We start from the raw sequence: 21,022 nt of genomic DNA on the forward strand, positions 1-21,022 counted from the left end.
GGGGGCCGCGGGGGGGGGGGGCGACACGGCCGCCAGGGAGGGGCGGGGCGCGGGGGGGGGGGGGGGGGGGGGGGGGGGGGGGGGGGGGGGGGGGGGGGGGGGGTTTGCCGCTCAGGCTGCCAGGTTTAGCTCCTGGTCGGTGACCGGCATCGGCAGCGCGACGTCGGGGGGCGCCGTCGGCACCGGCCGCAGCCGGGCCCGCGCTGCGGCATTCGCCGTGGGCAACAGGTGTACGGCCGACTCGGCGGCCCGGGCCAGCAACCGTCGGTCGGCGTCCCGGGCCGGATGCAGCGCGCCGGCGATCGTCACCGAGACCACCAGCTCCCGCGCCGCCACCACCCGTGCCACCGAGCGCAGCAGGGTGTCCGCACCGAGGAAGGCGGCGGCCGTGGTGGTCGACCCGGTGACCGAACAGCGATAGGTGAGCCGCAGCGGCACCACCGGGCTGCCCGTGTCGATGGCCGCCTGGAACGTGGCGGGCCGGAAACCACCGCCGGGGCGGCAGTCGGTGGCGCCGTTTCCGGCGCACCACGTCGTACCCTCCGGGAAGACCGCCACCGACCGCCCGGCGCGCAGCGCGTCGGCGACCCGGCCGACGGTCCTCGGCAGCGCCAGCGGCCGGGAGCGGTCCACGAAGACCGTGCCCGCCGCCGCGGCCAGTAGACCCACCACCGGCCAGGAGCGGACTTCCCGCTTCGCGACCATCCGGGTGGGCGTGACCGCCAGCACCGCGAGGATGTCCAGCCACGAGACGTGGTTGGCGACCAGCAGCGCGCGTCGCCGGGGCAGCCGACCCCGGACCACCAGGCGGACGCCGAAGGCGCGCAGGGTGGCCCGCGCCCAGCCACTGACCAGACCCTGCCGTTCCCGGGTGGGAAGCACCGGCAACAGCAGCACCACCGCGACCCCGGCCAGCAGCATGCCGAGCGCGGCGGCCAGCCGGAGCACCCGGCGGGCCGCCGGCACGGTGGGCACCTCGCCGGCCGCCGGCAGGCAGTCGTCGTCGCAACCCGAGGAGGGCCACCACAGGTCGCGCGGCACGGCGGTCACCGCTGCTCCCCGCCCAGGAAGTGCCGCAGGTAGCGCGGGTTCATCCGGTCCAGGGAGAAGAGCACGTAGAAGTCCGCGCACCCGAAGTCGGGGTCGTACGCCGGCTCGCCGCAGATCCACGCGCCGAGCCGGAGGTAGCCACGCAGCAGCGGCGGAACCGCTACCCGCCCGGCCGGCGCGGCGGGGACCGGGCCGACGGCGGACGCGGCCTCGCAGAACCAGGGCCGCAACGGGCGGACCCGCAGCGGCGGCGGCGACAGGTGCCGGGCCTGGGCCTGGGCCCACACCTCCGCGACCGTCCGCCCGCCGTCGGCCACCGGCACCGACGCACAGCCGCCGAGCCAGCGGGAACCACGCAGGTGCAGGTAGCGGGTGAGGCCAGCCCACATCAGGTTGATCACGGCGCCGGAGCGGTGGTCCGGGTGCACACAGGACCGGCCGGTCTCGACCAGGTCGTCGTGGAGCGGGTCGAGCGCGGTGAGATCGAACTCGTCCTCGGCGTACCGCCGAGCGGTGCGTCCCGGCGGCAGCAGCCGGTACGTGCCGACCACCTCGCCGGTGCTGTCCTCGCGGACGATCAGATGGTCGCAGTACGCGTCGAAGGGATCCACGTCCAACCCGGCCTCGCCGGGAAGGAGGGTGGCGCCCAACTCGGTGGCGAACACCTCGTGGCGCAGGCGTTGCGCGGCCGCGACCTGGATGGGGTCGTCGGCGATCAGCAGGGTGTATCCGCTGGTCGTCAGAGGGGCGCCAGCGGCATGCAGAACGGCCATGGGATCTGTGTAGGTGCCGGGGTTGCCATCCACGGGGACCACTGGTGTCGGCAGGATGAACGGCGGCCGGCAGATGGCTCCCCGCCCGACCGTGCGAGGCTGCGGGACGGACCGGCGAGGACCGCCGGCACGCCCCACCGGAGGTCGACGATGCGCATCGAGTCCCAGTACAACGGGCCCGCCGGTTCCGGCAACGGCGGCTGGAGCGCGGGGATCTTCGCCACCGGGGCGGACGGCAGCGAGCCGGTCGAGGTGACGCTGCGCCGGCCACCACCGCTGGAGACCGAGCTGACCCTGGCCGACGGCGAGGTCCGGGACCCGGCCGGCGAGTTGGTGGCCGAGGTGCGCCCGGCCGGGGTGGTCGATGCCGTCGTACCCCCGGTCGACCTGGCGACGGCGGTGGCCGCCGCGGCCCGCTACCCCGGCCTGGTCGAGCATCCGTTCCCCAACTGTTACGTGTGTGGGCCGCAGCGGGCCGACGGGCTGCGGATCTTCCCCGGCCGACTGCCGGATGGACGCACCGCTGCGCCGTTCCGCGCGCCCGCGCAGGTCAGCGAGGCCACGGTCTGGGCGGCGCTGGACTGCCCCGGCGGTTGGGCGGTGCTCGCGCCGGGCCGCCCGTACCTGCTGGGTCGGATCGCCGCCGTGGTCGCGGCGCTGCCCCAGCCGGGCGACGAATGCGTGGTGACCGGGGCGTTGGTGCGCGTCGATGGGCGCAAGGCGCTCGTGCACACCAGCCTGTACGGCCCGGACGGCGCGTTGCTCGGCGCCGCGCGGGCCACCTGGATCGCCCGCTGAACACGGCCGTAGTCCGGAGGGAGGAGTCACCTCCACCCCGCGACGGAGGCGAAAGTACGGACCGCGCCTGATTGACCTTGTTGCCACGGGCGGTCACGCTGTGCCACGGCGTACCTCGACGCCACACACGGGAGGAGAACGATGACTGACGGGCAGCGAAGCCCCACCAGCGACGGTCAGATCGTGGTGTCCGGTCTGTCGAAGCAGTACAAGAACGTCCGGGCGGTGAACAACCTGTCCTTCACCGTGGCACCGGGACGGGTGACCGGCTTCCTCGGCCCGAACGGCGCAGGTAAGACCACCACGCTACGCATGCTGCTGAACCTGGTCACGCCGACCGCCGGCACGGCCACCATCAGCGGTCGGCGCTACGTCGACCTCTCCGACCCGCTGCGGCACGTCGGCGCGGTGCTGGAGGCGTCCAGCGCGCACAAGGGCCGCACCGGCATCAACCACCTGCGGGTCATCTGCGCGGCGGCCGGGCTGCCCAAGCAGCGGGCCGACGAGGCGCTGGCCCTGGTCGGGCTCACCCCGGCGGCGAAGCGCAAGTTCAAGGGTTACTCGCTGGGCATGAAGCAGCGGCTCGGCATCGCCGCCGCGATGCTCGGTGACCCTCGCGTGTTGATCCTCGACGAGCCGGCCAACGGGCTGGACCCGGAGGGCATCCGGTGGATGCGTGGGTTCCTCAAGAACCTCGCCCACGAGGGCCGTACCGTGCTGGTCTCCAGCCACCTGCTGTCGGAGATGCAACTGCTCGCCGACGACGTGGTGATCATCGCGGCGGGGCAGCTGGTCCGGCAGGGACCGGTCGACCAGGTGCTCGGGTCGATGGCCCAGGGTGCCCGGGTTCGGGTCCGCACCCCGCAGGCCGAGGTGCTGACCGCCGCGCTGAAGGCGCAATCGGCGACCGTGGACGTCGACGAGCACGGCGTGCTGCTGGTCGCCGGGGTGGACGCCCCGACGGTCGGCCGGTCCGCCCTCGCCGCCGGGGTGGAGCTGCACGAACTGACCACCGAACGGCCCGACCTCGAACGGGTCTTCCTGGAGCTGACGGCCGGAAAGGCGGGCATCCGATGAACCTGGTCCGATCCGAGCTACTCAAGATCCGTACCACCAGCACCTGGTGGTGGCTGGCCCTCGGCGCGTTCCTGTCGATCGCCCTGGCGTTCGCGTTCAACGCCTGGTACGCCGTCACCGTCCTCGGCGGCGACGGCGCGGAGTTCGGTGCCAGCGCCGAGCAGTCGACACCGGCGGCGCAGGCGGCGAACATCTACACCTCGGGCCAGTACCTCGGCCTGATGTTCGTGATGCTCATCGGCATCCTGATGGTCACCAACGAGTTCTTCCACCAGACGGCGACCACGACGTTCCTGACGACCCCGCGGCGGACCTCGGTGATCGTCGGCAAGCTCGTCGCCGCCAGCCTGCTCGGCTTCTTCTTCTGGCTGGTGACCACGCTGATCGACCTGGCCGCCGGGACGATCTTCCTGTCGGCGAACGACTACGGCACCCAGCTCGGTGAGTGGCCGGTGCAGCGGGCGCTGCTGTTCAACCTGCTTGCCTACGCCATCTGGACGATCCTCGGGGTGGGCATCGGCACGCTGATCACCAACCAGCTCGGAGCGGTGATCACGGCGGCGGTGCTCTATCTGATCGGCACCCAGGTGGTGGGTCTGCTGTTCCTGCTCCTGTCGAACGTTCTCGACAGCGAGGCGGTGCTCAAGTGGCAGGTGGTCTGGCCCGCGGTGGCCTCCCAGGTCATGATCGCTGAGGGCACCTCGGAGTTCACTCCGTCCTGGTGGGTCGGCGCCCTGGTGCTGATCGGCTACGCGGTGGTCAGCGGAGTTGTCGGAGTCCTGCTCACCCGACGGCGCGACATCGCCTGACGACGTCCGCGACCCCGGGGCGGCGACGACAAGCGCCGCTCCGGGGTCGGGGCGCCACGGTCGGCAACCGGCCGCGCGAGGCCGGACGGGTACCAGTTCGACACGGGTCGCGCAGGCGTTGCTGAACTTCTGGCATCTTCTGTGAAACCGGCCACGGGACCGAGGCGGAAATGCCTGCGGGATCGGTACGGCGTAGCCTGGGAGCTGTCCAGTCCGTGCTCCTAATCGGGTGCGACGGGACACACCGCGTGCCACACAACCCGCGTGAAAGAGGCGAATACCGGCCGTGTCGACCCAGCAGACTTCGCAGGAGAACCCACTGGCGGGTTTCGGCCCGAATGAGTGGATCGTCGAGGAGATGTATCAGCGTTACCTCGCCGACCCATCGAGCGTTGATTCGGCCTGGCACGACTTCTTCGCCGACTACCGGCCGGCACCAGGCGCGGGCACCCCGGGCGGTGCCGAATCGTCGGGCAAGCCCGCCGCCGCTCCCGAGCCGGACGGCCAGCCGGAGCCCGCCGCCACCGTCGCCCAGCCGAGCGCCCCGGCCAAGCCGGCCGCCGCGAGCAAGCCGGCGACCGAGAGCAAGCCGGCCGCCGCCCAGCCGGCACCGACCAAGCCCGCCGCTGCGGCCCCGCCCAAGGCCGCGCCGGCGAAGGCCGCCCCGGCCAAGCCGGCCGCCAAGGCCACCGAGCCGAGCGCTGACGGCCCGCAGACCACGCCGTTGCGGGGCGTCGCGGCGAAGATCGTCCAGAACATGGACGCCTCGCTGAGCGTGCCCACCGCGACCAGCGTGCGCGCGGTCCCGGCCAAGCTGCTGGTGGACAACCGCATCGTGATCAACAACCACCTCGCCCGTGGGCGGGGCGGCAAGGTCAGCTTCACCCACCTGGTCGGCTACGCGATGGTGCGCGCGCTGGTCCAGCACCCCGAGATGAACAACTCCTTCGCCGAGGCCAACGGCAAGCCGGCGATGGTCCGCCCGGCACACGTCAACCTCGGCATCGCGATCGACCTGGCCAAGCCGGACGGCAGCCGCAACCTGGTGGTCCCCTCCATCAAGGGCTGCGAGCAGATGGACTTCCGGCAGTTCTGGCAGGCGTACGAGGACGTGGTCCGACGGGCGCGGCGCAACGAGCTGACCATGGAGGACTACTCCGGCACCACGATCTCGCTGACCAACCCGGGCGGCATCGGCACCGTGCACTCGATGCCGCGGCTCATGCAGGGGCAGAGCGCGATCATCGGCGTCGGCGCTATGGAATACCCGGCCCCCTACCAGGGGATGTCCGAGGCCACCCTGGCCGAGCTGGCAGTCAGCAAGATCATCACGCTGACCAGCACGTACGACCACCGGATCATCCAGGGCGCGCAGTCCGGCGAGTTCCTCAAGGTGATGCACGAGCTGATCCTGGGCGAGCACGGCTTCTACGACGAGATCTTCACCTCGCTGCGCATCCCGTACGAGCCGGTGCGGTGGATGCGCGACGTGGCGGTCAACTCCGAGGGTCAGATCAACAAGACCGCCCGGGTGCACGAGCTGATCCACGCGTACCGGGTGCGCGGTCACCTGATGGCCGACACCGACCCGCTGGAATTCACGATCCGCAAGCACCCCGACCTGGACGTCCTCCAGCACGGGCTCACCCTGTGGGACCTCGACCGCGAGTTCCCGGTCAACGGCTTCGCCGGCCGGCAGCGGATGAAGCTGCGCGAGATCCTCGGCGTGCTGCGCGACTCGTACTGCCGCCGGGTCGGCATCGAGTACATGCACATCCAGGATCCGGAGGAGCGGCGCTGGGTCCAGGAACGGATCGAGCGCAAGTACGAGAAGCCGTCCGCCGACGAGCAGAAGCACGTGCTCAACCGGCTCAACGCCGCCGAGGCGTTCGAGACCTTCCTCCAGACGAAGTACGTCGGCCAGAAGCGCTTCTCGCTGGAGGGCGGCGAGTCGCTGATCCCGCTGCTCGGTGAGGTCCTGGAGTCCTCCGCCGAGAACGGGCTGGACGAGGTCGTCATCGGCATGGCCCACCGGGGTCGGCTCAACGTGCTGGCCAACATCGTCGGCAAGCCGTACGAGAAGATCTTCTCCGAGTTCGAGGGCCACCTGGACCCGCGCTCCACGCAGGGCTCCGGCGACGTGAAGTACCACCTGGGTCAGAACGGCAAGTTCACCACTCCCGACGGCGAGCACGCGGTCAAGGTGTCGGTGGTGGCCAACCCGTCGCACCTGGAGGCCGTCGACCCGGTGCTGGAGGGCATCGTCCGGGCCAAGCAGGACCGGATAGACCTCAAGCTGGAGGGCTACACCGTGCTGCCGCTGGCGGTGCACGGTGACGCCGCGTTCGCCGGGCAGGGCGTGGTCGCCGAGACGCTCAACCTGTCGCAGCTGCGCGGCTACCGCACCGGCGGCACCGTGCACGTGGTGGTCAACAACCAGGTCGGCTTCACCACCGCCCCGGAATACAGCCGGTCCAGCCTCTACAGCACGGACGTGGCCCGGATGATCCAGGCGCCGATCTTCCACGTCAACGGCGACGACCCGGAGGCCGTGGTCCGAGTTGCCCGGCTGGCGTTCGAATACCGGCAGACGTTCAACAAGGACGTCGTGATCGACATGGTCTGCTACCGCCGGCGCGGGCACAACGAGGGCGACGACCCGTCGATGTCCAACCCTCAGATGTACAAGATCATTGACTCGAAGCGCTCGGTCCGCAAGCTCTACACCGAGGAGCTGATCGGTCGCGGCGACATCACCGTGGAGGACGCGGAGGAGCTGCTGCGCGACTACCAGGCGCAGCTGGAGAAGGTCTTCAAGGCCACCCGGGACGCCGCCGCCGCACCGCGCCAGCTCAACCGGCCGCGCCGCGAGGAGGAGCCGGAGCCGCAGGTCGACACCGCCACCGACGCGTCCGTGGTCAAGGCCATCGGCGAGGCGCACATCAACCTGCCGGAGGGCTTCACCCCGCACAAGCGGATCCAGCAGCTGCTGGACCGGCGGGCCAAGATGTCCGTCGAGGGCAACATCGACTGGGGCTTCGGCGAGATCATCGCGCTCGGGGCGCTGCTGCACGACGGGGTCACCGTCCGGCTCGCCGGGCAGGACTCGCGACGCGGCACGTTCGTCCAGCGGCACGCCTCGGTGGTCGACTCCCGCACCGGCGACGACTACCTGCCGCTGAAGTCGCTCACCAGCGACGGCGACCGCTCCCGGTTCTTCGTGCACGACTCGCTGCTCAGCGAGTACGCGGCGATGGGCTTCGAGTACGGCTACTCGGTGGAGAACATCAACGCCCTCGTCGCCTGGGAGGCCCAGTTCGGCGACTTCGTCAACGGCGCCCAGTCGGTGATCGACGAGTTCATCTCGTCCGGTGAGGTGAAGTGGGGCCAGCGTTCCGCCATCACCCTGCTGCTGCCGCACGGCCACGAGGGTCAGGGCCCGGACCACACCTCCGGCCGGCCGGAGCGGTTCCTGCAGATGTGCGCCGAGGACAACATGCGGGTGTCCATCCCGACCACCCCGGCGAACTACTTCCACCTGCTGCGCCGCCAGGCCCTGTCGCCCAAGCGCAAGCCGCTGGTGGTGTTCACGCCGAAGTCGCTGCTGCGGCACAAGCTCTGCGTCTCGTCGGTGGAGGACTTCACCACCGGCACGTTCCAGCCGGTGCTGCGCGACACGGCCGCCCCGGCACCGGAGGCGGTGAAGCGGGTGCTGCTCTGCTCCGGCAAGGTCTACTACGACCTGTTCCAGGCCCGGCAGGAGCGCGGCGTCACCGACACCGCCATCCTCCGGCTTGAGCAGCTGTACCCGCTGCCGGTGGAGGAGATCCGGGCCGCCCTGGCGCAGTTCCCGAACGCGGAGGACTTCGCCTGGGTGCAGGAGGAGCCGGCCAACCAGGGTGGCTGGTCGTTCGTCGCGCTCAACCTGCTGGAGCACCTCACGGACGTGCGGCTGCGGCGGATCTCCCGCCCGGCTGCGGCCGCCCCGGCGGTCGGCTCGGCCAAGACCCACGAGGTCGAGCAGAACGCGCTGATCGAGGCGGCTCTCCCCCGCCCGTGACCTGACCTGAGCACGGCAGCCGGGGCAGGGCCGTTTCACCACGGTCCTGCCCCGGCTCTCGTAGGTCCCGCCGGTCGGGTTTCACCACCCACCCACCATTCGCCCGGTCCGAGCCGGGCCGAGCACGAGGACGTACCCATGTACTTCACCGACCGTGGCATCGAGGAGTTGGTCGAACGCCGGGGCGAAGACCAGGTGACCCTGGAGTGGCTCGGCGAGCGTCTGCGCGACTTCGTCGACCTCAACCCCGACTTCGAAACCCCCATCGAACGCCTGGCCACCTACCTGGCCCGCCTAGACGACCCCGACGACGACGACGCCTAACCCCACCCACCCACCCCCACCACCCCCCACCCCCCACACCCCCCGCGCGTTGATCATGAAGTTATGCGCGCGTGTCGTCGGCGTGTCGAGCTATAACTCCATGATCACCGGGGCGAAGGGGCTGGGCGCGGGGGTTGGGGGTTGGGGTGTGGAGGGTGGCGATCTTTTAGGGTGGGGCTGTGGCACGGAGTGTTTACCTCACCAGCGTGGGGTCTGGCGGGGGCAAGTCGACGATCGCCCTCGGGTTGGCGGAGTTGCTGTCCCGCCAGGTCGGGCGGATCGGCGTGTTCCGGCCACTGGTCGCCGACACCGGGCAGGACCCGATCCTCGCCCTGCTCAGCGAGCGCTACCGGGTCGAGGTGCCGCTGGCCGAGCTGGCCGGGGCGAGCTACGCCGAGGCTGCCGCCCTGGTTGCCGAAGGCCGACGGGAGCAGCTCATCTCCGCGATCGTCGAGCGCTACCGGGCGGTGGAGCGGCAGTGCCCGGCGGTGGTCGTGGTGGGCAGCGACTTCGACGACCCGGGCGACCCGGCCCGCCCCCGCGAACTGGCCTTCAACGCCCGACTGGCCACCGAGTTCGGCAGCGTGGTGGTGCCGGTGGTGGACGGCTTCGAGCAGGAGCCGGCGGCCGTCGCGTCGGCCATGCGGGGGGCGTACCACGATCTGGCTGACCTGGGCGCGACGGTGCTCGCGGTGATCGCCAACCGGGTGACCGAGCCGATGACGCTGCCCGAGCTGCCGGTGCCCGCGTACGCCATCCCGGAGGTGCCGAGCGTGTCGGCGCCGACGGTGGCCGAGGTGGCGGCGGCGCTCGGCGCCACCCTGCTGGCGGGGGACGACGCCGCGCTCGGTCGGGACGTGCTGGATTTCGTGGTCGGCGCGGCGCATGTGCCGACCCTGCTGGGCCACCTCACCGAGGGCGCCCTGGTGATCACTCCTGGGGACCGGGCCGACCTGCTCGTCGCCGCGAGCGCCGCGCACGTGGCCGGGCAGGTGTCGGTGGCCGGGCTGGTGCTCACCCTCGGCGAGCAGCCCGACCCCCGGGTGATGCGGCTGGTGGAGGGGCTCAACACCGGGTTGGCGGTGCTCTCCGTGCGCAGCGACAGCTACGACACGGTGGCCGCGTCCAGTCGCATCGAAGGCCGGCCCAGCGCGGCCAATCCCCGCAAGGTGGAGGCCGCGCTCGGCGCGTTCGAGCGCTGTGTGGACACCGACGACCTGGCCCGTCGGCTGCGGGTCAGCCGGTCGACGCGGGTCACCCCGTTGATGTTCGAGAACGAGCTGATCGACCGGGCCCGCTCGAAGCCCCGGCACCTCGTGCTGCCGGAGGGCAGCGACGAGCGGATCCTGCGCGCGGCGGAGATCCTGCTGCGCCGTGGAGTGGCCGAGCTGACCCTGCTCGGCCGGCCGGACGACATCGCCCGGCGCACCCGGGAGCTGGGCATCGACCTCGGCGACGCGCACCTGGTCGACCCGGACACCAGCGGGTGGCGTGACGACTTCGCCGCCGAGTACGCCCGGCTGCGCGCCCACCGCGGCGTCACCGCCGAGTTGGCGCACGACATCGTGGCGCAGCCCAACTACTTCGGCACCCTGATGGTGGCCACCGGCCGCGCTGACGGCATGGTCTCCGGCGCGACACACACCACCGCCGCGACCATCAGACCGGCGTTCGAGATCATCCGTACGCTGCCGGACGTCTCGGTGGCCTCCAGCGTCTTCTTCATGCTGCTCGCCGACCGGGTGCTGGTCTACGGCGACTGCGCGGTCAATCGCGACCCGGACGCGGCCCAGCTCGCCGACATCGCGATCTCGTCGGCCGACACCGCCGCCCGGTTCGGCATCGAACCGCGGGTGGCCATGCTGTCGTACTCCACCGGCAGCTCCGGCGCCGGCGCGGACGTGGAGAAGGTCGCCGCGGCCACCGCGCTGGTCCGGGAGCGCCGGCCCGACCTGCTGGTCGAGGGGCCCATCCAGTACGACGCGGCGATCGACCCGGCGGTGGCGGCGACGAAGCTGCCGGGCAGCCCGGTCGCCGGCCACGCCACGGTCTTCATCTTCCCGGACCTGAACACCGGCAACAACACGTACAAGGCGGTGCAGCGCTCCGCCGGGGCGGTCGCCGTCGGCCCGGTCATGCAGGGCCTGCGCCGACCGGTGAACGACCTGTCCCGGGGCGCGGGAGTGCCGGACATCGTCAACACGGTGGCGATCACCGCCATCCAGGCGGCCAGCGAGGAGGCGTCGTGAGTCGGGTGCTGGTGCTCAACTGCGGATCGTCGTCGGTGAAGTGGCGCCGCTACGACGGTGACCGGGCGCTCGACCACGGCACCGTCGAGCGGATCGGTGAGCCCGGCGGCGGCCCGAAGGACCACACCGACGCGGTCCGGCAGATCCTGGCCGGGCTGGACCTCACCGGGCTGGCCGCGGTCGGGCACCGGGTGGTGCACGGCGGCCGGACGTTCAGCGCACCGGTGCTGGTCGACGACGCGGTGCTGGCCGCGATCAGGGATCTGGTGCCGCTCGCCCCGCTGCACAACCCGGCCAACCTGGCCGGCATCGAGGTGGCCCGCGCGGCGCTGCCGGACATCCCGCAGGTCGCCGTCTTCGACACCGCGTTCCACCACACCCTGCCGGAGGCCGCCGCGACGTACGCGATCGACCGGGACACCGCCGAGCGGTACGACATCCGCCGGTACGGTTTCCACGGCACCTCGCACGCGTACGTGTCCCGCCGCACCGCCGAGCTGCTGGGCCGCCCGTACGAGCAGGTCAACACGATCACCCTGCACCTGGGCAACGGGGCCAGCGCCTGCGCGGTGGCGAACGGTCGCAGCGTCGCCACCTCGATGGGCATGTCCCCGTTGCAGGGGCTGGTGATGGGCACCCGCAGTGGCGACATCGACCCGACCGTGATCTTCCACCTGCGCCGGGAGGGCGGGTTGTCGGTGGACGACATCGACGACCTACTCAACCACCGCAGTGGCCTGCTCGGGCTGACCGGCGTCAACGACATGCGCGAGGTGCTGGAACGCCGGGCGGCCGGTGATCGGGCGGCGACGCTGGCCTTCGAGGTGTACTGCCGGCGCATCACCGGCTACGTCGGGGCGTACTACGCACTGCTCGGCCGGGTCGACGCGATCACCTTCACCGCCGGGGTCGGCGAGCACGCCGCGCCGGTGCGGGCCGCCGCGCTGGCCGGCCTGGAACGGCTCGGCATCACCGTGGACGACGCCCGCAACGACGGCGAGGGCGACCGGGTGATCTCGCCCGACGGCGCCGAGGTGAGCGTCTGCGTCATCCACACCGACGAGGAGCGGGAGATCGCCCGGCAGACCAGGGATGTGGTCGGGGCGGCCTGAGGCCAACCAGTCGCGCACCCTCGGGGAGGCCCGAGGGTGCGCGCGAGTCGATGAAACCCGATCAGCCGGTGGCCAACCAGGCGACGAGTGCCACCAGCACCACGACGACCACTGCCGCGCCGATGATGAGCGGCAGGCGGGACGGGGCCTCCGCCGGCGCCGCAGCCTCCGGCGTCTGGGTGAAGGCGCGGAACGCCTCGGTGTTGCCGCTGGGGTCCGTGTAGTTCTCAGGCATGTCGGTGACCCTAGCGAAGCTGGTCACGCGGCACCGTCCCCGGCCCTCGGCGCCGGGGAGGGTGGACCCGGCCGGCGGAGGTGACCCGACCGGGTGGCGGGTGTACCCGAGCCGGACGGCGGGGCTGCTACGCCCGCCCGGGCACCTACCGTGGAACGATGGGGGCGGGGCGGCTACTGGCCGTACTGGTGACAACGCTGCTGGCCGGCTGTGCGCCGGTCACGGCGGTGGCCGGCGCGGCCACCGGGCCACTGCCGGAGCGTCGAGCGCCCGAGGGGTCGTACGCCGTCGGCGTGCGTACGCTCACCCTCGATCCACACTCGGCGCGCCCCCTGCCGGTGACGATCTGGTACCCGGCGTCGACCGATCAGGTGGCGGCCGGGCGGTTCCCGGTGGTGATCTACAGCCACGGGCTGGGCAGCCTGCCCGAGCTGCACGCCGGCCTGACCACGCGTTGGGCGGCGGCCGGCTTCGTGGTGGCCGCGCCCGCGTACCCGCACACCCGACAGGGTGCCGCGCACTTCACCCGGGCGGACGTACGCCACCAGCCGGCCGACGCCTGGCGGCTGATCCGATATCTGAGCGGCCTCGACCGGAGCCGGGTCGACCCCCTCGCCGGGCACCTCGACCTGACGTCGGTCGCCGCCGCCGGGCATTCGGCGGGCGGCTTCACCACCTCCGGCATGTTCAGCGAGGGCCACCCAGCCCGGTTGCGGGCCGGGATCGTGATCGCCGGTGGCGGGTTGCCGGGCAGCTTCGCCGGGTCGCCCGCACCGGTGCTCTTCGTGCACGGCACCGCCGATCCGGTGGTGCCGGTGACTGTCGGCCGGGCCGCGTACGTGCGCACCCCCGGGCCGGCCGCGTTCCTCAGCCTGCTCGGCCAGGACCACGGCGCGTACCTCACGCCGGGCCACCCGGGATTCGCCCCGGTCCTCGCCACCACCACCGACTTCCTGCGCTGGACCCTCTACGGCGACCGGGCCGCCGGTGCCCGCCTTCCCGCCGACGCCCACTCCCCCACCCTGACCCGTTACGAGTCCCGCCCGGCCCACTGATCGCCCCGGCACGCCGAGCACGCCCGCCGGACAGGGCACAATCGGATTCATGTCGCGTCGCGTCACACCCGCACTGATGGCCAGCGCTCTCCTCATGGCCGGCCTGGTCGGCTGCTCAGCGGATGCCAGAAGGACCGAGGGCCCGCAGGCGGCCGTCGAACCACCGCCCGCCGCCACGCCGACACCGCAGGTGCCCGCCGGAAAGGCCCCGCAGCGCGCCTTCGCGGTCGGCGTACGCCAGTTGAAGCTGAAGCGGGACGGCCGCGCGCTGCCGACGACGCTCTGGTACCCGGCGGCCGGGCAGTCCGGCGGCGCGGCCAAGCGGTCGGCGACGGCGGCGGACGGCCGGTTCCCGGTGGTGATGTTCAGTCACGGCCTGGGTGGGCGACCGGACGACTACGCCACGCTGCTGACCCGCTGGGCGGCGGCCGGTTTCGTGGTGGCCGCGCCGACGTTCCCGCACACCTCCCGGGGCGCTGACAACAACGTCCTCGACGTGCTCAACCAGCCGGCCGACGTGTCGTACGCGTTGGATCAGGTGCTGGCGTTGGACGACAGGGCCGGCGACGCGTTGCGCGGCCGGTTGGACGGCGAGCGGGTGGCCGCGGCCGGCCACTCGGCGGGCGGGGTGACCACCATCGGCCTCTTCACCGCGAGCCGGGACGAACGGCTGGACGCGGGTGTGGTGTTCGCCGGCACGGCGCTCGGTGTGGGCACCGCGTTCGCCGGCGCGGCCGCCCCGCAGTTGTTCGTGCACGGCGAGTTGGACGAGGTGGTCGAGTACGCGGCGGGCAAGGCCGCGTACGACAAGGTGCCCTGGCCGAAGGCGATGCTGAGCCTGCCCAAGGGTGACCACGGGCGGGCGCTGCTCAGCGACGGCGCGACGTTGCGGGTCGTGTCGGACACGTCGGTCGAGTTCCTGCGCTGGTCGCTCTACGGCGACGCGGACGCCAAGAAGCGCATCCCCACCGACGCGACGCGCGGCGACATCGCCACCTTCGACGACCACCTCTGAGGTCCCGCCCGCTCGGACCGCTCAAGATCGCGCTTCAACCAGGAAATAGTGGCCTCCCACAACGCGGAGACCACTATTTCCATGATGTTGCGCGATCTTGGGGTGGGCGCGCGCGGCGCGGGGCGCGATCTTGGGGTGGGCGCGCGCGGGGTGGGCGCGCGCGGCGTGGGGCGCGTCAGGCGGTGTGGTCGATGACGACCTTGCCGAAGGCGTCGCCGGAGTGCAGTCGGGCGAAGGCCTCCTCGGCCCGGCTGAACGGGATGACGCTGTCCACCACCGGGCGCACCTCGTTGTCGGAGCAGAACGCCAACAGCTCGTACAGCTCACCGGGCGTGCCCATCGAGGTGCCCAGGATCTCCAGCTGCATGGCGAAGACCCGACGCAGGTTGACCGACGGCTCGTGCCCGGCGGTCGCCCCGGAGACCACGATCCGGGCCATCGGCGCGGCCGACTTCAGCGAGTGGTCGAAGGTGGCCGCACCGACCGTCTCGATCACCACGTCGACCCGTTCCGGCAGCCGGGCACCGGGCTTGAAGGCGGTGGCGCCGAGGGCCGAGATCCGGTCCCGTTTGCCGGCGTCGCGGCTGGTCGCGTACACCCGCTTGCCCATCGCGACGGCGAGCGCGACCGCCGCGGTGGCCACGCCACCGCCCGCGCCCTGGACCAGCACGCTGTCGGCGTCCGCGACGCGGCCCTTGGTGGTCAGCATCCGCCACGCGGTCAGCCAGGCCGTGGGCAGGCACGCCGCGTCGGTCGCCGCCATGCCGTCGGGCAGCGGGATCAGATTCGACCGGGGTACGACCACCCGCTCGGCGAGCGTCCCGGAAAAGTGCTCGGAGAGGATGGAAACCCCGCGCGGGTCGCCCGGGGTGACGACCACCGGGTACACGACCACCGGGTTGCCCTCCGGGTCCAGCCCGACCGCGTCGCAGCCGAGGATCATCGGCAGCTGGGCCTCGGTGAGGCCCACCCCGCGCAGCGACCAGAGATCGTGGTGGTTGAGCGAGGTGGCCCGCACCTGCACGGTCACCCAGTCGTCGGCCGGTGGGGTCGGCTCGGGCCGCTCGCCGACGGTGAGCGCGGCGAGCGGGTCGGCGTCGTCGAAACGGGAGGCAAAGGCAGCACGCATGATCGGCACCGTAACAAGCTGAGCGCTCGTTAAGAAGGCGTGCGCGCTAGCGGCGGGCTACGCCGTCGCGGCGGGCCGCTTCGGCGACCGCCTCGGCCACGGCCGGCGCGACACGCGGGTCGAGCGGGGACGGCACGATCGCGTCGGCGGTCAACGACTCGGCCACCACACCGGCGATGGCGTCCGCGGCGGCGACCTTCATCGCCTCGGTGATCCGGGTGGCGCCGGCATCCAGGGCGCCGCGGAACACCCCGGGGAAGGCCAGCACGTTGTTGATCTGGTTGGGGTAGTCGCTGCGCCCGGTGGCGACCACCGCGACGTGCCGGGCGGCCACCTCGGGGTGCACCTCGGGGGTGGGGTTGGCCAACGCGAACACGATCCCGCCGGGCGCCATCTGCGCCACCGCCGCCTCGGGGATCTGCCCACCGGAGACCCCGACCAGCACGTCCGCGTCGCGCAGCGCCTCGGTGATGTCGCCGTGGCGGCCGTCGGCGTTGGTGCTCGCCGCCAGCTCGGCCTTGGTGCCGGTCAGCTCGGTGCGGTGCCGGCCGATGATCCCCTTGGAGTCACAGACCACCACCTGGTCGGGGTTGACGCCGCCGGCGATCAGCATCTTCGTCACGGCCACCCCGGCCGCGCCCGCGCCGCTCACCGCCACCCGCAGGTCACCGAGCTTGCGATCGAGCAACGTAGCGGCGTTGCGCAGCGCGGCGAGCACCACGATCGCCGTGCCGTGCTGGTCGTCGTGGAAGACCGGAATGTCCAACGCCTCGTCGAGTCGACGCTCGATCTCGAAGCAGCGCGGGGCGCTGATGTCCTCCAGGTTGATCCCACCGAACGAGGGTGCCAACGCCCGCACCACCGCGACGATCTCGTCCACGTCCTGGGTGTCCAGGCACACCGGCACCGCGTCCACCCCGGCGAACTGCTTGAACAGCACCGCCTTGCCCTCCATCACCGGCAGCGCGGCCCGGGGGCCGATGTTGCCCAGCCCGAGCACCGCCGAGCCGTCGGTGACCACCGCGACCGTGTGCGACACCCAGGTGTAGTCGTCAACCAGGGCGGGGTCGGCGGCGATCGCCTCACACACCCGGGCCACCCCCGGGGTGTACGCCAGGGAGAGGTCCTCCCGGCTGGTGAGCGGCACGGTCGAGGTGACGGCCATCTTGCCGCCCCGGTGCAGCTGGAAGACGGGATCAGCGGGGTCCACGGTGGACGAAGACATGGTGGTGACTCCAGGATCTGTCGAGCAGATGTGAGGCGGCGACCTCGCCGGAGGTGGGCGGCGAGCGGTGGCACGCGGTGCGGGGGGTCACCCGGGCACTTTCCGAGCATAGTGTCGACACCACCCCCGGGATGTGAGCAGGGTCATATCTGACGACGAGGCACCCGTCCTGGGCGCGGCCAGTAGCGGGCCACCACCCGTCCGCGCACGTCGGCCACCCCGTACGCGCGGGAGTCGTCGGTGATCAGGTCGTTGTCGCCACGCAGCCACCAGCCACCGTCCTGCGGCCGTACCGCACGCTTCACCACCAGCAGATCGGGCCGGGCCCGGAAGACCGCGACCACCACGTCGCCGGCTCGGATCGGGCGGCCACCGGGGCGAACCAGCACCGCGTCGCCGTGCCGCAGCGTCGGGGCCATGGACGGGCCGGTGACCAGAACGGCGGTCAGCGGCCTCCGCAACCGAGGCGCCTCAGCCGGGTGATCGGCGGCCACTGGTTTCACCTCCACCCGGTTCGGGGAGCATCCCCAGGAGTAATGTCGCCTTTGATCATCGCAAACTTCCCATGGAGGACCCTGATGCGACTTCCGCGCATCCTTGCGCCCCGCGTCACCGCGAGCGCTCACTGCGACCTACCGTGCGGCGTCTACGACCCGGCTCAGGCCCGGATCGAGGCCGAGTCGGTCAAAATGATCTGCGAGAAGTACCAGTCGAACACCGACCCGGAGTTCCGCACCCGGGCCGTCATCATCAAGGAGCAGCGCGCCGAGCTGGTCAAGCACCACCTGTGGGTGCTCTGGACCGACTACTTCAAGCCGCCGCACTTCGAGAAGTACCCGAACCTGCACGGCCTGTTCAACGAGGCCACCAAGCTCGCTGGCGCCGGTGGCGTCAAGGGCAGCCTCGACCCGGCCACCGCCGACAAGCTGCTCGCGAAGATCGACGAGATCTCGAAGATCTTCTGGGAGACCAAGAAGGCGTGACCACTCCGGTCATCCCGACGGTTCGGCCGGCACGTCCTGAGGACGTGCCGGCCGTCGTCGCCATGGTGCACGAGTTGGCCGAGTACGAACGCGCCCCGGAGCAGTGCCACCTCACCACCGAGCAGCTGACCTCGGCCCTGTTCACTCCGGCTCCGGCGCTCTTCGGTCACGTCGCGGTCAACGAGTACGACGAGCCGGTCGGCTTCGCGCTGTGGTTCCTCAACTTCTCCACCTGGGCCGGCGTGCACGGCATCTACCTGGAGGATCTCTACGTCCGCCCGGCGGCCCGGGGCACCGGCGCGGGTCGACTGCTGCTCGCCACGCTGGCCGACCTCTGCGTACGACGCGGCTACCAGCGGCTGGAGTGGTGGATGATCGACTGGAACCCGGCCGCCGGTTTCTACGCCTCGATCGGCGCGAAGCAGATGAGCGAGTGGGTTCCCTATCGGCTCACCGGCGATGCGCTCCACCAGCTGGCCGAGCACGCCACCACTGCCGGCACGCGTACGGGCGACTGACCGGGTAGAGTCCCCGACCGGGGGGATGAGGCGTGACTCAACTGACTGGCCAGCCAGCAACCGACGATGACGTGGTGCACCTCACGGTGCCCGCCGACGGCGGTTACCTCGGCGTGCTCCGCACCGCCACCGCCGGTCTCGCGGCCCGGTTGCAGTTCGCGCTCGACGAGATCGAGGATCTGCGCATCGCGGTCGACGAGGCGTGCGCCATGCTGCTCGCCATCGCCACCCGTGACGCCGAGTTGGAGTGCCGCTTCGCGGTCACCGAGGACGCGCTGACCGTCGAGGTGACAGTGCCGACCGTGCGCGGTGCCACCCTGCCCGCCGAGTCGTCCTTCGCCTGGAAGGTGCTCACCGCGCTGACCACCTCGGCGTCCGCCACGTCCGCCGACGGTCGGGCCACGATCGCGCTGCTCACCCGCCGCTCCGGCGGCTACTGACCGGCCCGACCCGCCGGCGCGGTCACTCGAACCGGGGCGGTCACTCGAAGCCGAGGGCGCGTGTCGTCGGCGGGCAGACCAGCAGCCAGCCCACGCCCAGGCCGAGCGCCATCAGCGGCACGCCCAGCCAGCCCAGGCCTGCCTGAATCATGAACCAACCGATCGGCAGCAGCATCAGCTGGAGCACGATGGCGGGGGCGCGTGCGCCCGCCTGACGGCGCAGCAGCGCGCGGCCCAGCGCCCAGAGCACGGCCGCCGCCCCGATCGCGAACCCGGTCACCAGTAACGCCGCCAGCAGGTCGGTGCGGGTGGCCGTGAGGTCGGCCCAGATCAGCCAGACGGCGATGAGCCCGACGACGGCCGCCTCTGCCCACAGCAGCCGGACCGCCCAGCGGAGCGTGACGGGGATCGGGGCCGAGTCGATGGTCACGCGCGCCACGATACCCGGGCCACCGGAAGGTACAGTGCCGCCCATGCGGGCCGTCCTGGTGGTCAATCCGAAGGCCACCACCACCAGCGAACGCAGCCGGGACGTGCTCGTCCGGGCGCTGCGCAGCGAAGTCGATCTCAGCGTGCGCTACACCCGTCGGCGCGGGCACGCCGTGGCACTGGCCCGGGAGGCAGCCGCCGAGGGGGTCGACCTGGTCGTCACCCTGGGTGGCGACGGCACGGTCAACGAGGTGGTGAACGGCCTGATGACGGCCGAACCACCGACTCGCGCCGGCGACGCGCCGATTGCCGAGCGACTGCCCGCGCTGGCGACCGTCCCCGGTGGCTCGACCAATGTGTTCGCCCGCGCGGTGGGGCTGCCCCGGGAGTGGCCGGAGGCGACCAGCATGATCCTGGAAGGGCTTCGGTTGGGCCGGAGCCGGACGGTGGGGCTGGGCCGCGCCGACGACCGCTACTTCACCTTCTGCGCCGGGTTCGGCCTGGACGCGGCGGTGATCCACCGGGTGGAGCAGGCCCGGCGGAAGGGGCGGGTGTCCACGCCGTCGCTCTACCTGCGTTCGATCATGAACCAGTACTTCCTCGCCTCGGACCGGCGGCATCCGGCGATCGTCCTGGAGCGTCCGGGCGAGCCGGCGGAGGCCGAGCTGGCCACCGTCATCATCCAGAACACGGCTCCCTGGACGTACCTGGGCGACCGGGAGGTCAACCCGAACCCGGAGGCGTCGTTCGACCTCGGGCTGGATGTGCTGGCGTTGCGTCAGCTCCGGGTGGCTAGCACAACACGGACAGTGACGCAGTTCCTGTCCCGGCAGCCGGATCCGCGCGGCCGACAGGTGTTACGACTCCATGACACGGCGGAGTTCACCCTGGTCTCCAGCCGCCCGCAGGCGTTCCAGCTGGACGGGGACTATCTCGGCGAGCGGGAGAAAGTCAGATTCACCTCCGTTCCCGCCGCACTGAGAGTAATCTGCTAGGTCTCGGGTACTGCCCTTGGTCGACACGGTGGCCACAACCGATCGGCCTGGTCGCCGCCACACCGAGGGGCAGGTGCCGGAAATGTCAGCAATGTCACGCGGACTGTACTATATTGATCCTCGACTGTGGCACGCCGGGTAACCAGGAAAGCGCGGAAACCCGGACAAACGGGTTGTGGGCTTGCTCACCGCCCGGAGTTTTTCCGAGCGTCACCCTTGACATCACGACTGTTCGTGAAAGTATTCACAAGCGAACTTGAGTTACCGGGACATTGCCTGGATATGCTCGTCAGGTTGAGCTGTTCCAGCAGGTCCCCGGCGCTAACCGCCTGCTCACGCACTGCCGAATGGACGAACGCTAACTGTCACCTCGGCACTGCGGATGCATATAGGAAAAGCACGACAAGCAATATTTGCCACCCATCCAGAATGAGGAGTGTTGCCGCCATGGACTGGCGTCACCATGCTGTCTGCCGCGACGAGGACCCGGAGCTGTTCTTCCCGATTGGGACGTCCGGACCGGCTCTCCTGCAGGTCGAGCAGGCCAAGGCCGTCTGCAGGCGCTGCTCCGTGACCGACCAGTGCCTTCAGTGGGCACTCGAGTCTGGTCAGGACGCCGGCGTCTGGGGCGGAATGAGCGAGGAGGAGCGGCGCGCTGTCAAGCGGCGCGGCGGTCTCCGGGTGCTGCGCGCTCACTCCGCCTGATCCCCAACGACACAGCTGTACGCCCCGGTGGGTTCGCCCGC

21 protein-coding genes are annotated in these 21,022 nt (G+C 71.5%); 14 read left to right on the top strand and 7 right to left on the bottom strand.

Features of this window, described 5'->3' with window-relative positions; genetic code table 11:
• Nucleotides 1–111 precede the first annotated feature (111 nt).
• A complete protein-coding gene (locus tag V6U86_RS14895; protein WP_334503396.1) occupies nt 112–1,050 on the bottom strand; it encodes a lysophospholipid acyltransferase family protein in 939 nt (312 codons plus the stop codon).
• Nucleotides 1,047–1,823, bottom strand: a complete 777-nt coding sequence (locus tag V6U86_RS14900) for a GNAT family N-acetyltransferase (RefSeq protein WP_334503398.1) — start codon at nt 1,821–1,823, stop codon at nt 1,047–1,049. The genes V6U86_RS14895 and V6U86_RS14900 overlap by 4 nt, the downstream gene beginning before the upstream one ends.
• Before the next feature lie 150 nt (nt 1,824–1,973).
• Between V6U86_RS14900 and V6U86_RS14905 the strand changes: the two genes are divergently transcribed.
• From V6U86_RS14905 to V6U86_RS14935, 7 genes are all read left to right on the top strand, one after another.
• Nucleotides 1,974–2,621: a hypothetical protein gene (locus V6U86_RS14905; protein ID WP_334503400.1), complete on the top strand. Its 648-nt coding sequence runs from the start codon at nt 1,974–1,976 to the stop codon at nt 2,619–2,621.
• A 141-nt stretch (nt 2,622–2,762) separates the two neighbouring features.
• On the top strand, nt 2,763–3,698 hold the full coding sequence (locus V6U86_RS14910) for an ABC transporter ATP-binding protein (protein WP_334503402.1): 936 nt from the start codon (nt 2,763–2,765) through the stop codon (nt 3,696–3,698).
• Nucleotides 3,695–4,507, top strand: a complete 813-nt coding sequence (locus V6U86_RS14915) for an ABC transporter permease (RefSeq protein WP_334503404.1) — start codon at nt 3,695–3,697, stop codon at nt 4,505–4,507. Before V6U86_RS14910 ends, V6U86_RS14915 begins: the two co-directional genes overlap by 4 nt.
• 286 nt (nt 4,508–4,793) lie before the next feature.
• Complete coding sequence (locus tag V6U86_RS14920) at nt 4,794–8,567, top strand: multifunctional oxoglutarate decarboxylase/oxoglutarate dehydrogenase thiamine pyrophosphate-binding subunit/dihydrolipoyllysine-residue succinyltransferase subunit (protein ID WP_334503406.1); 3,774 nt, start codon at nt 4,794–4,796, stop codon at nt 8,565–8,567.
• A 138-nt stretch (nt 8,568–8,705) separates the two neighbouring features.
• The gene (locus V6U86_RS14925) at nt 8,706–8,891 is read left to right on the top strand and encodes a DUF6104 family protein (protein WP_334503408.1); all 186 of its coding nucleotides are present in this window, start codon (nt 8,706–8,708) and stop codon (nt 8,889–8,891) included.
• 179 nt (nt 8,892–9,070) lie between these two features.
• The gene (gene pta / locus V6U86_RS14930; protein ID WP_334503410.1) at nt 9,071–11,140 is read left to right on the top strand and encodes a phosphate acetyltransferase; all 2,070 of its coding nucleotides are present in this window, start codon (nt 9,071–9,073) and stop codon (nt 11,138–11,140) included.
• Nucleotides 11,137–12,252: an acetate/propionate family kinase gene (locus V6U86_RS14935; protein ID WP_334503413.1), complete on the top strand. Its 1,116-nt coding sequence runs from the start codon at nt 11,137–11,139 to the stop codon at nt 12,250–12,252. Before pta ends, V6U86_RS14935 begins: the two co-directional genes overlap by 4 nt.
• A 61-nt stretch (nt 12,253–12,313) precedes the next feature.
• On the opposite strand, the gene V6U86_RS14940 is transcribed toward V6U86_RS14935, so the two are convergent.
• On the bottom strand, nt 12,314–12,487 hold the full coding sequence (locus V6U86_RS14940) for a hypothetical protein (RefSeq protein ID WP_279519143.1): 174 nt from the start codon (nt 12,485–12,487) through the stop codon (nt 12,314–12,316).
• 158 nt (nt 12,488–12,645) lie between these two features.
• Here V6U86_RS14940 and V6U86_RS14945 point away from each other — a divergent pair, with 158 nt between their 5' ends.
• Together V6U86_RS14945 and V6U86_RS14950 are read left to right on the top strand one after the other, a co-directional pair.
• Nucleotides 12,646–13,542: an alpha/beta hydrolase family protein gene (locus V6U86_RS14945; protein ID WP_334503419.1), complete on the top strand. Its 897-nt coding sequence runs from the start codon at nt 12,646–12,648 to the stop codon at nt 13,540–13,542.
• Between the two features lie 49 nt (nt 13,543–13,591).
• A complete protein-coding gene (locus V6U86_RS14950; protein ID WP_334503421.1) occupies nt 13,592–14,557 on the top strand; it encodes an alpha/beta hydrolase family protein in 966 nt (321 codons plus the stop codon).
• Nucleotides 14,558–14,732: 175 nt separating this feature from the next.
• Here V6U86_RS14950 and V6U86_RS14955 read toward each other — a convergent pair whose 3' ends face one another.
• The 3 genes from V6U86_RS14955 to V6U86_RS14965 all read right to left on the bottom strand — a co-directional run bounded on the left by V6U86_RS14955 (nt 14,733) and on the right by V6U86_RS14965 (nt 17,405).
• A complete protein-coding gene (locus tag V6U86_RS14955; RefSeq protein ID WP_334503423.1) occupies nt 14,733–15,695 on the bottom strand; it encodes a zinc-binding dehydrogenase in 963 nt (320 codons plus the stop codon).
• A 37-nt stretch (nt 15,696–15,732) separates the two neighbouring features.
• Nucleotides 15,733–16,911, bottom strand: a complete 1,179-nt coding sequence (locus V6U86_RS14960; RefSeq protein WP_334503425.1) for an NAD(P)-dependent malic enzyme — start codon at nt 16,909–16,911, stop codon at nt 15,733–15,735.
• 143 nt (nt 16,912–17,054) lie between these two features.
• Entirely contained in the window at nt 17,055–17,405 is a 351-nt protein-coding gene (locus V6U86_RS14965) for a S24/S26 family peptidase (protein WP_334503427.1), read from the bottom strand.
• Nucleotides 17,406–17,489: 84 nt separating this feature from the next.
• Between V6U86_RS14965 and sodN the strand changes: the two genes are divergently transcribed.
• The 3 genes from sodN to V6U86_RS14980 all read left to right on the top strand — a co-directional run bounded on the left by sodN (nt 17,490) and on the right by V6U86_RS14980 (nt 18,852).
• Complete coding sequence (gene sodN / locus V6U86_RS14970) at nt 17,490–17,894, top strand: superoxide dismutase, Ni (RefSeq protein WP_124776233.1); 405 nt, start codon at nt 17,490–17,492, stop codon at nt 17,892–17,894.
• Nucleotides 17,895–17,956: 62 nt separating this feature from the next.
• Nucleotides 17,957–18,412 carry a GNAT family N-acetyltransferase gene (locus V6U86_RS14975; RefSeq protein ID WP_442934945.1) on the top strand — a complete coding sequence of 152 codons (456 nt, stop codon included), beginning with the start codon at nt 17,957–17,959 and terminating at the stop codon, nt 18,410–18,412.
• Between the two features lie 32 nt (nt 18,413–18,444).
• Nucleotides 18,445–18,852, top strand: a complete 408-nt coding sequence (locus V6U86_RS14980; protein ID WP_030336681.1) for an ATP-binding protein — start codon at nt 18,445–18,447, stop codon at nt 18,850–18,852.
• Between the two features lie 40 nt (nt 18,853–18,892).
• On the opposite strand, the gene V6U86_RS14985 is transcribed toward V6U86_RS14980, so the two are convergent.
• Nucleotides 18,893–19,282 carry a hypothetical protein gene (locus tag V6U86_RS14985; protein WP_334503438.1) on the bottom strand — a complete coding sequence of 130 codons (390 nt, stop codon included), beginning with the start codon at nt 19,280–19,282 and terminating at the stop codon, nt 18,893–18,895.
• A gap of 43 nt (nt 19,283–19,325) precedes the next feature.
• Here V6U86_RS14985 and V6U86_RS14990 point away from each other — a divergent pair, with 43 nt between their 5' ends.
• Nucleotides 19,326–20,276, top strand: coding sequence for a diacylglycerol/lipid kinase family protein (locus tag V6U86_RS14990; RefSeq protein ID WP_334503440.1), 951 nt, complete (start codon nt 19,326–19,328; stop codon nt 20,274–20,276).
• A 447-nt stretch (nt 20,277–20,723) separates the two neighbouring features.
• Nucleotides 20,724–20,981: a WhiB family transcriptional regulator gene (locus V6U86_RS14995; RefSeq protein ID WP_007072794.1), complete on the top strand. Its 258-nt coding sequence runs from the start codon at nt 20,724–20,726 to the stop codon at nt 20,979–20,981.
• The last annotated feature ends 41 nt before the right edge of the window (nt 20,982–21,022 follow it).

This window comes from Micromonospora sp. CPCC 205558 (assembly GCF_036902955.1).
In the GTDB taxonomy this organism is placed as follows: domain Bacteria; phylum Actinomycetota; class Actinomycetes; order Mycobacteriales; family Micromonosporaceae; genus Micromonospora.

Bases quoted from the DNA above. Each gene is read 5' to 3' on its own strand.
- V6U86_RS14900 (WP_334503398.1), bottom strand. From the start codon at position 1,823: ATGGCCGTTCTGCATGCCGCTGGCGCCCCTCTGACGACCAGCGGATAC.
- V6U86_RS14905 (WP_334503400.1), top strand. From the start codon at position 1,974: ATGCGCATCGAGTCCCAGTACAACGGGCCCGCCGGTTCCGGCAACGGC.
- V6U86_RS14910 (WP_334503402.1), top strand. From the start codon at position 2,763: ATGACTGACGGGCAGCGAAGCCCCACCAGCGACGGTCAGATCGTGGTG.
- V6U86_RS14915 (WP_334503404.1), top strand. From the start codon at position 3,695: ATGAACCTGGTCCGATCCGAGCTACTCAAGATCCGTACCACCAGCACC.
- V6U86_RS14925 (WP_334503408.1), top strand. From the start codon at position 8,706: ATGTACTTCACCGACCGTGGCATCGAGGAGTTGGTCGAACGCCGGGGC.
- V6U86_RS14940 (WP_279519143.1), bottom strand. From the start codon at position 12,487: ATGCCTGAGAACTACACGGACCCCAGCGGCAACACCGAGGCGTTCCGC.
- V6U86_RS14945 (WP_334503419.1), top strand. From the start codon at position 12,646: ATGGGGGCGGGGCGGCTACTGGCCGTACTGGTGACAACGCTGCTGGCC.
- V6U86_RS14950 (WP_334503421.1), top strand. From the start codon at position 13,592: ATGTCGCGTCGCGTCACACCCGCACTGATGGCCAGCGCTCTCCTCATG.
- V6U86_RS14960 (WP_334503425.1), bottom strand. From the start codon at position 16,911: ATGTCTTCGTCCACCGTGGACCCCGCTGATCCCGTCTTCCAGCTGCAC.
- sodN (WP_124776233.1), top strand. From the start codon at position 17,490: ATGCGACTTCCGCGCATCCTTGCGCCCCGCGTCACCGCGAGCGCTCAC.
- V6U86_RS14975 (WP_442934945.1), top strand. From the start codon at position 17,957: ATGGTGCACGAGTTGGCCGAGTACGAACGCGCCCCGGAGCAGTGCCAC.
- V6U86_RS14990 (WP_334503440.1), top strand. From the start codon at position 19,326: ATGCGGGCCGTCCTGGTGGTCAATCCGAAGGCCACCACCACCAGCGAA.
- V6U86_RS14995 (WP_007072794.1), top strand. From the start codon at position 20,724: ATGGACTGGCGTCACCATGCTGTCTGCCGCGACGAGGACCCGGAGCTG.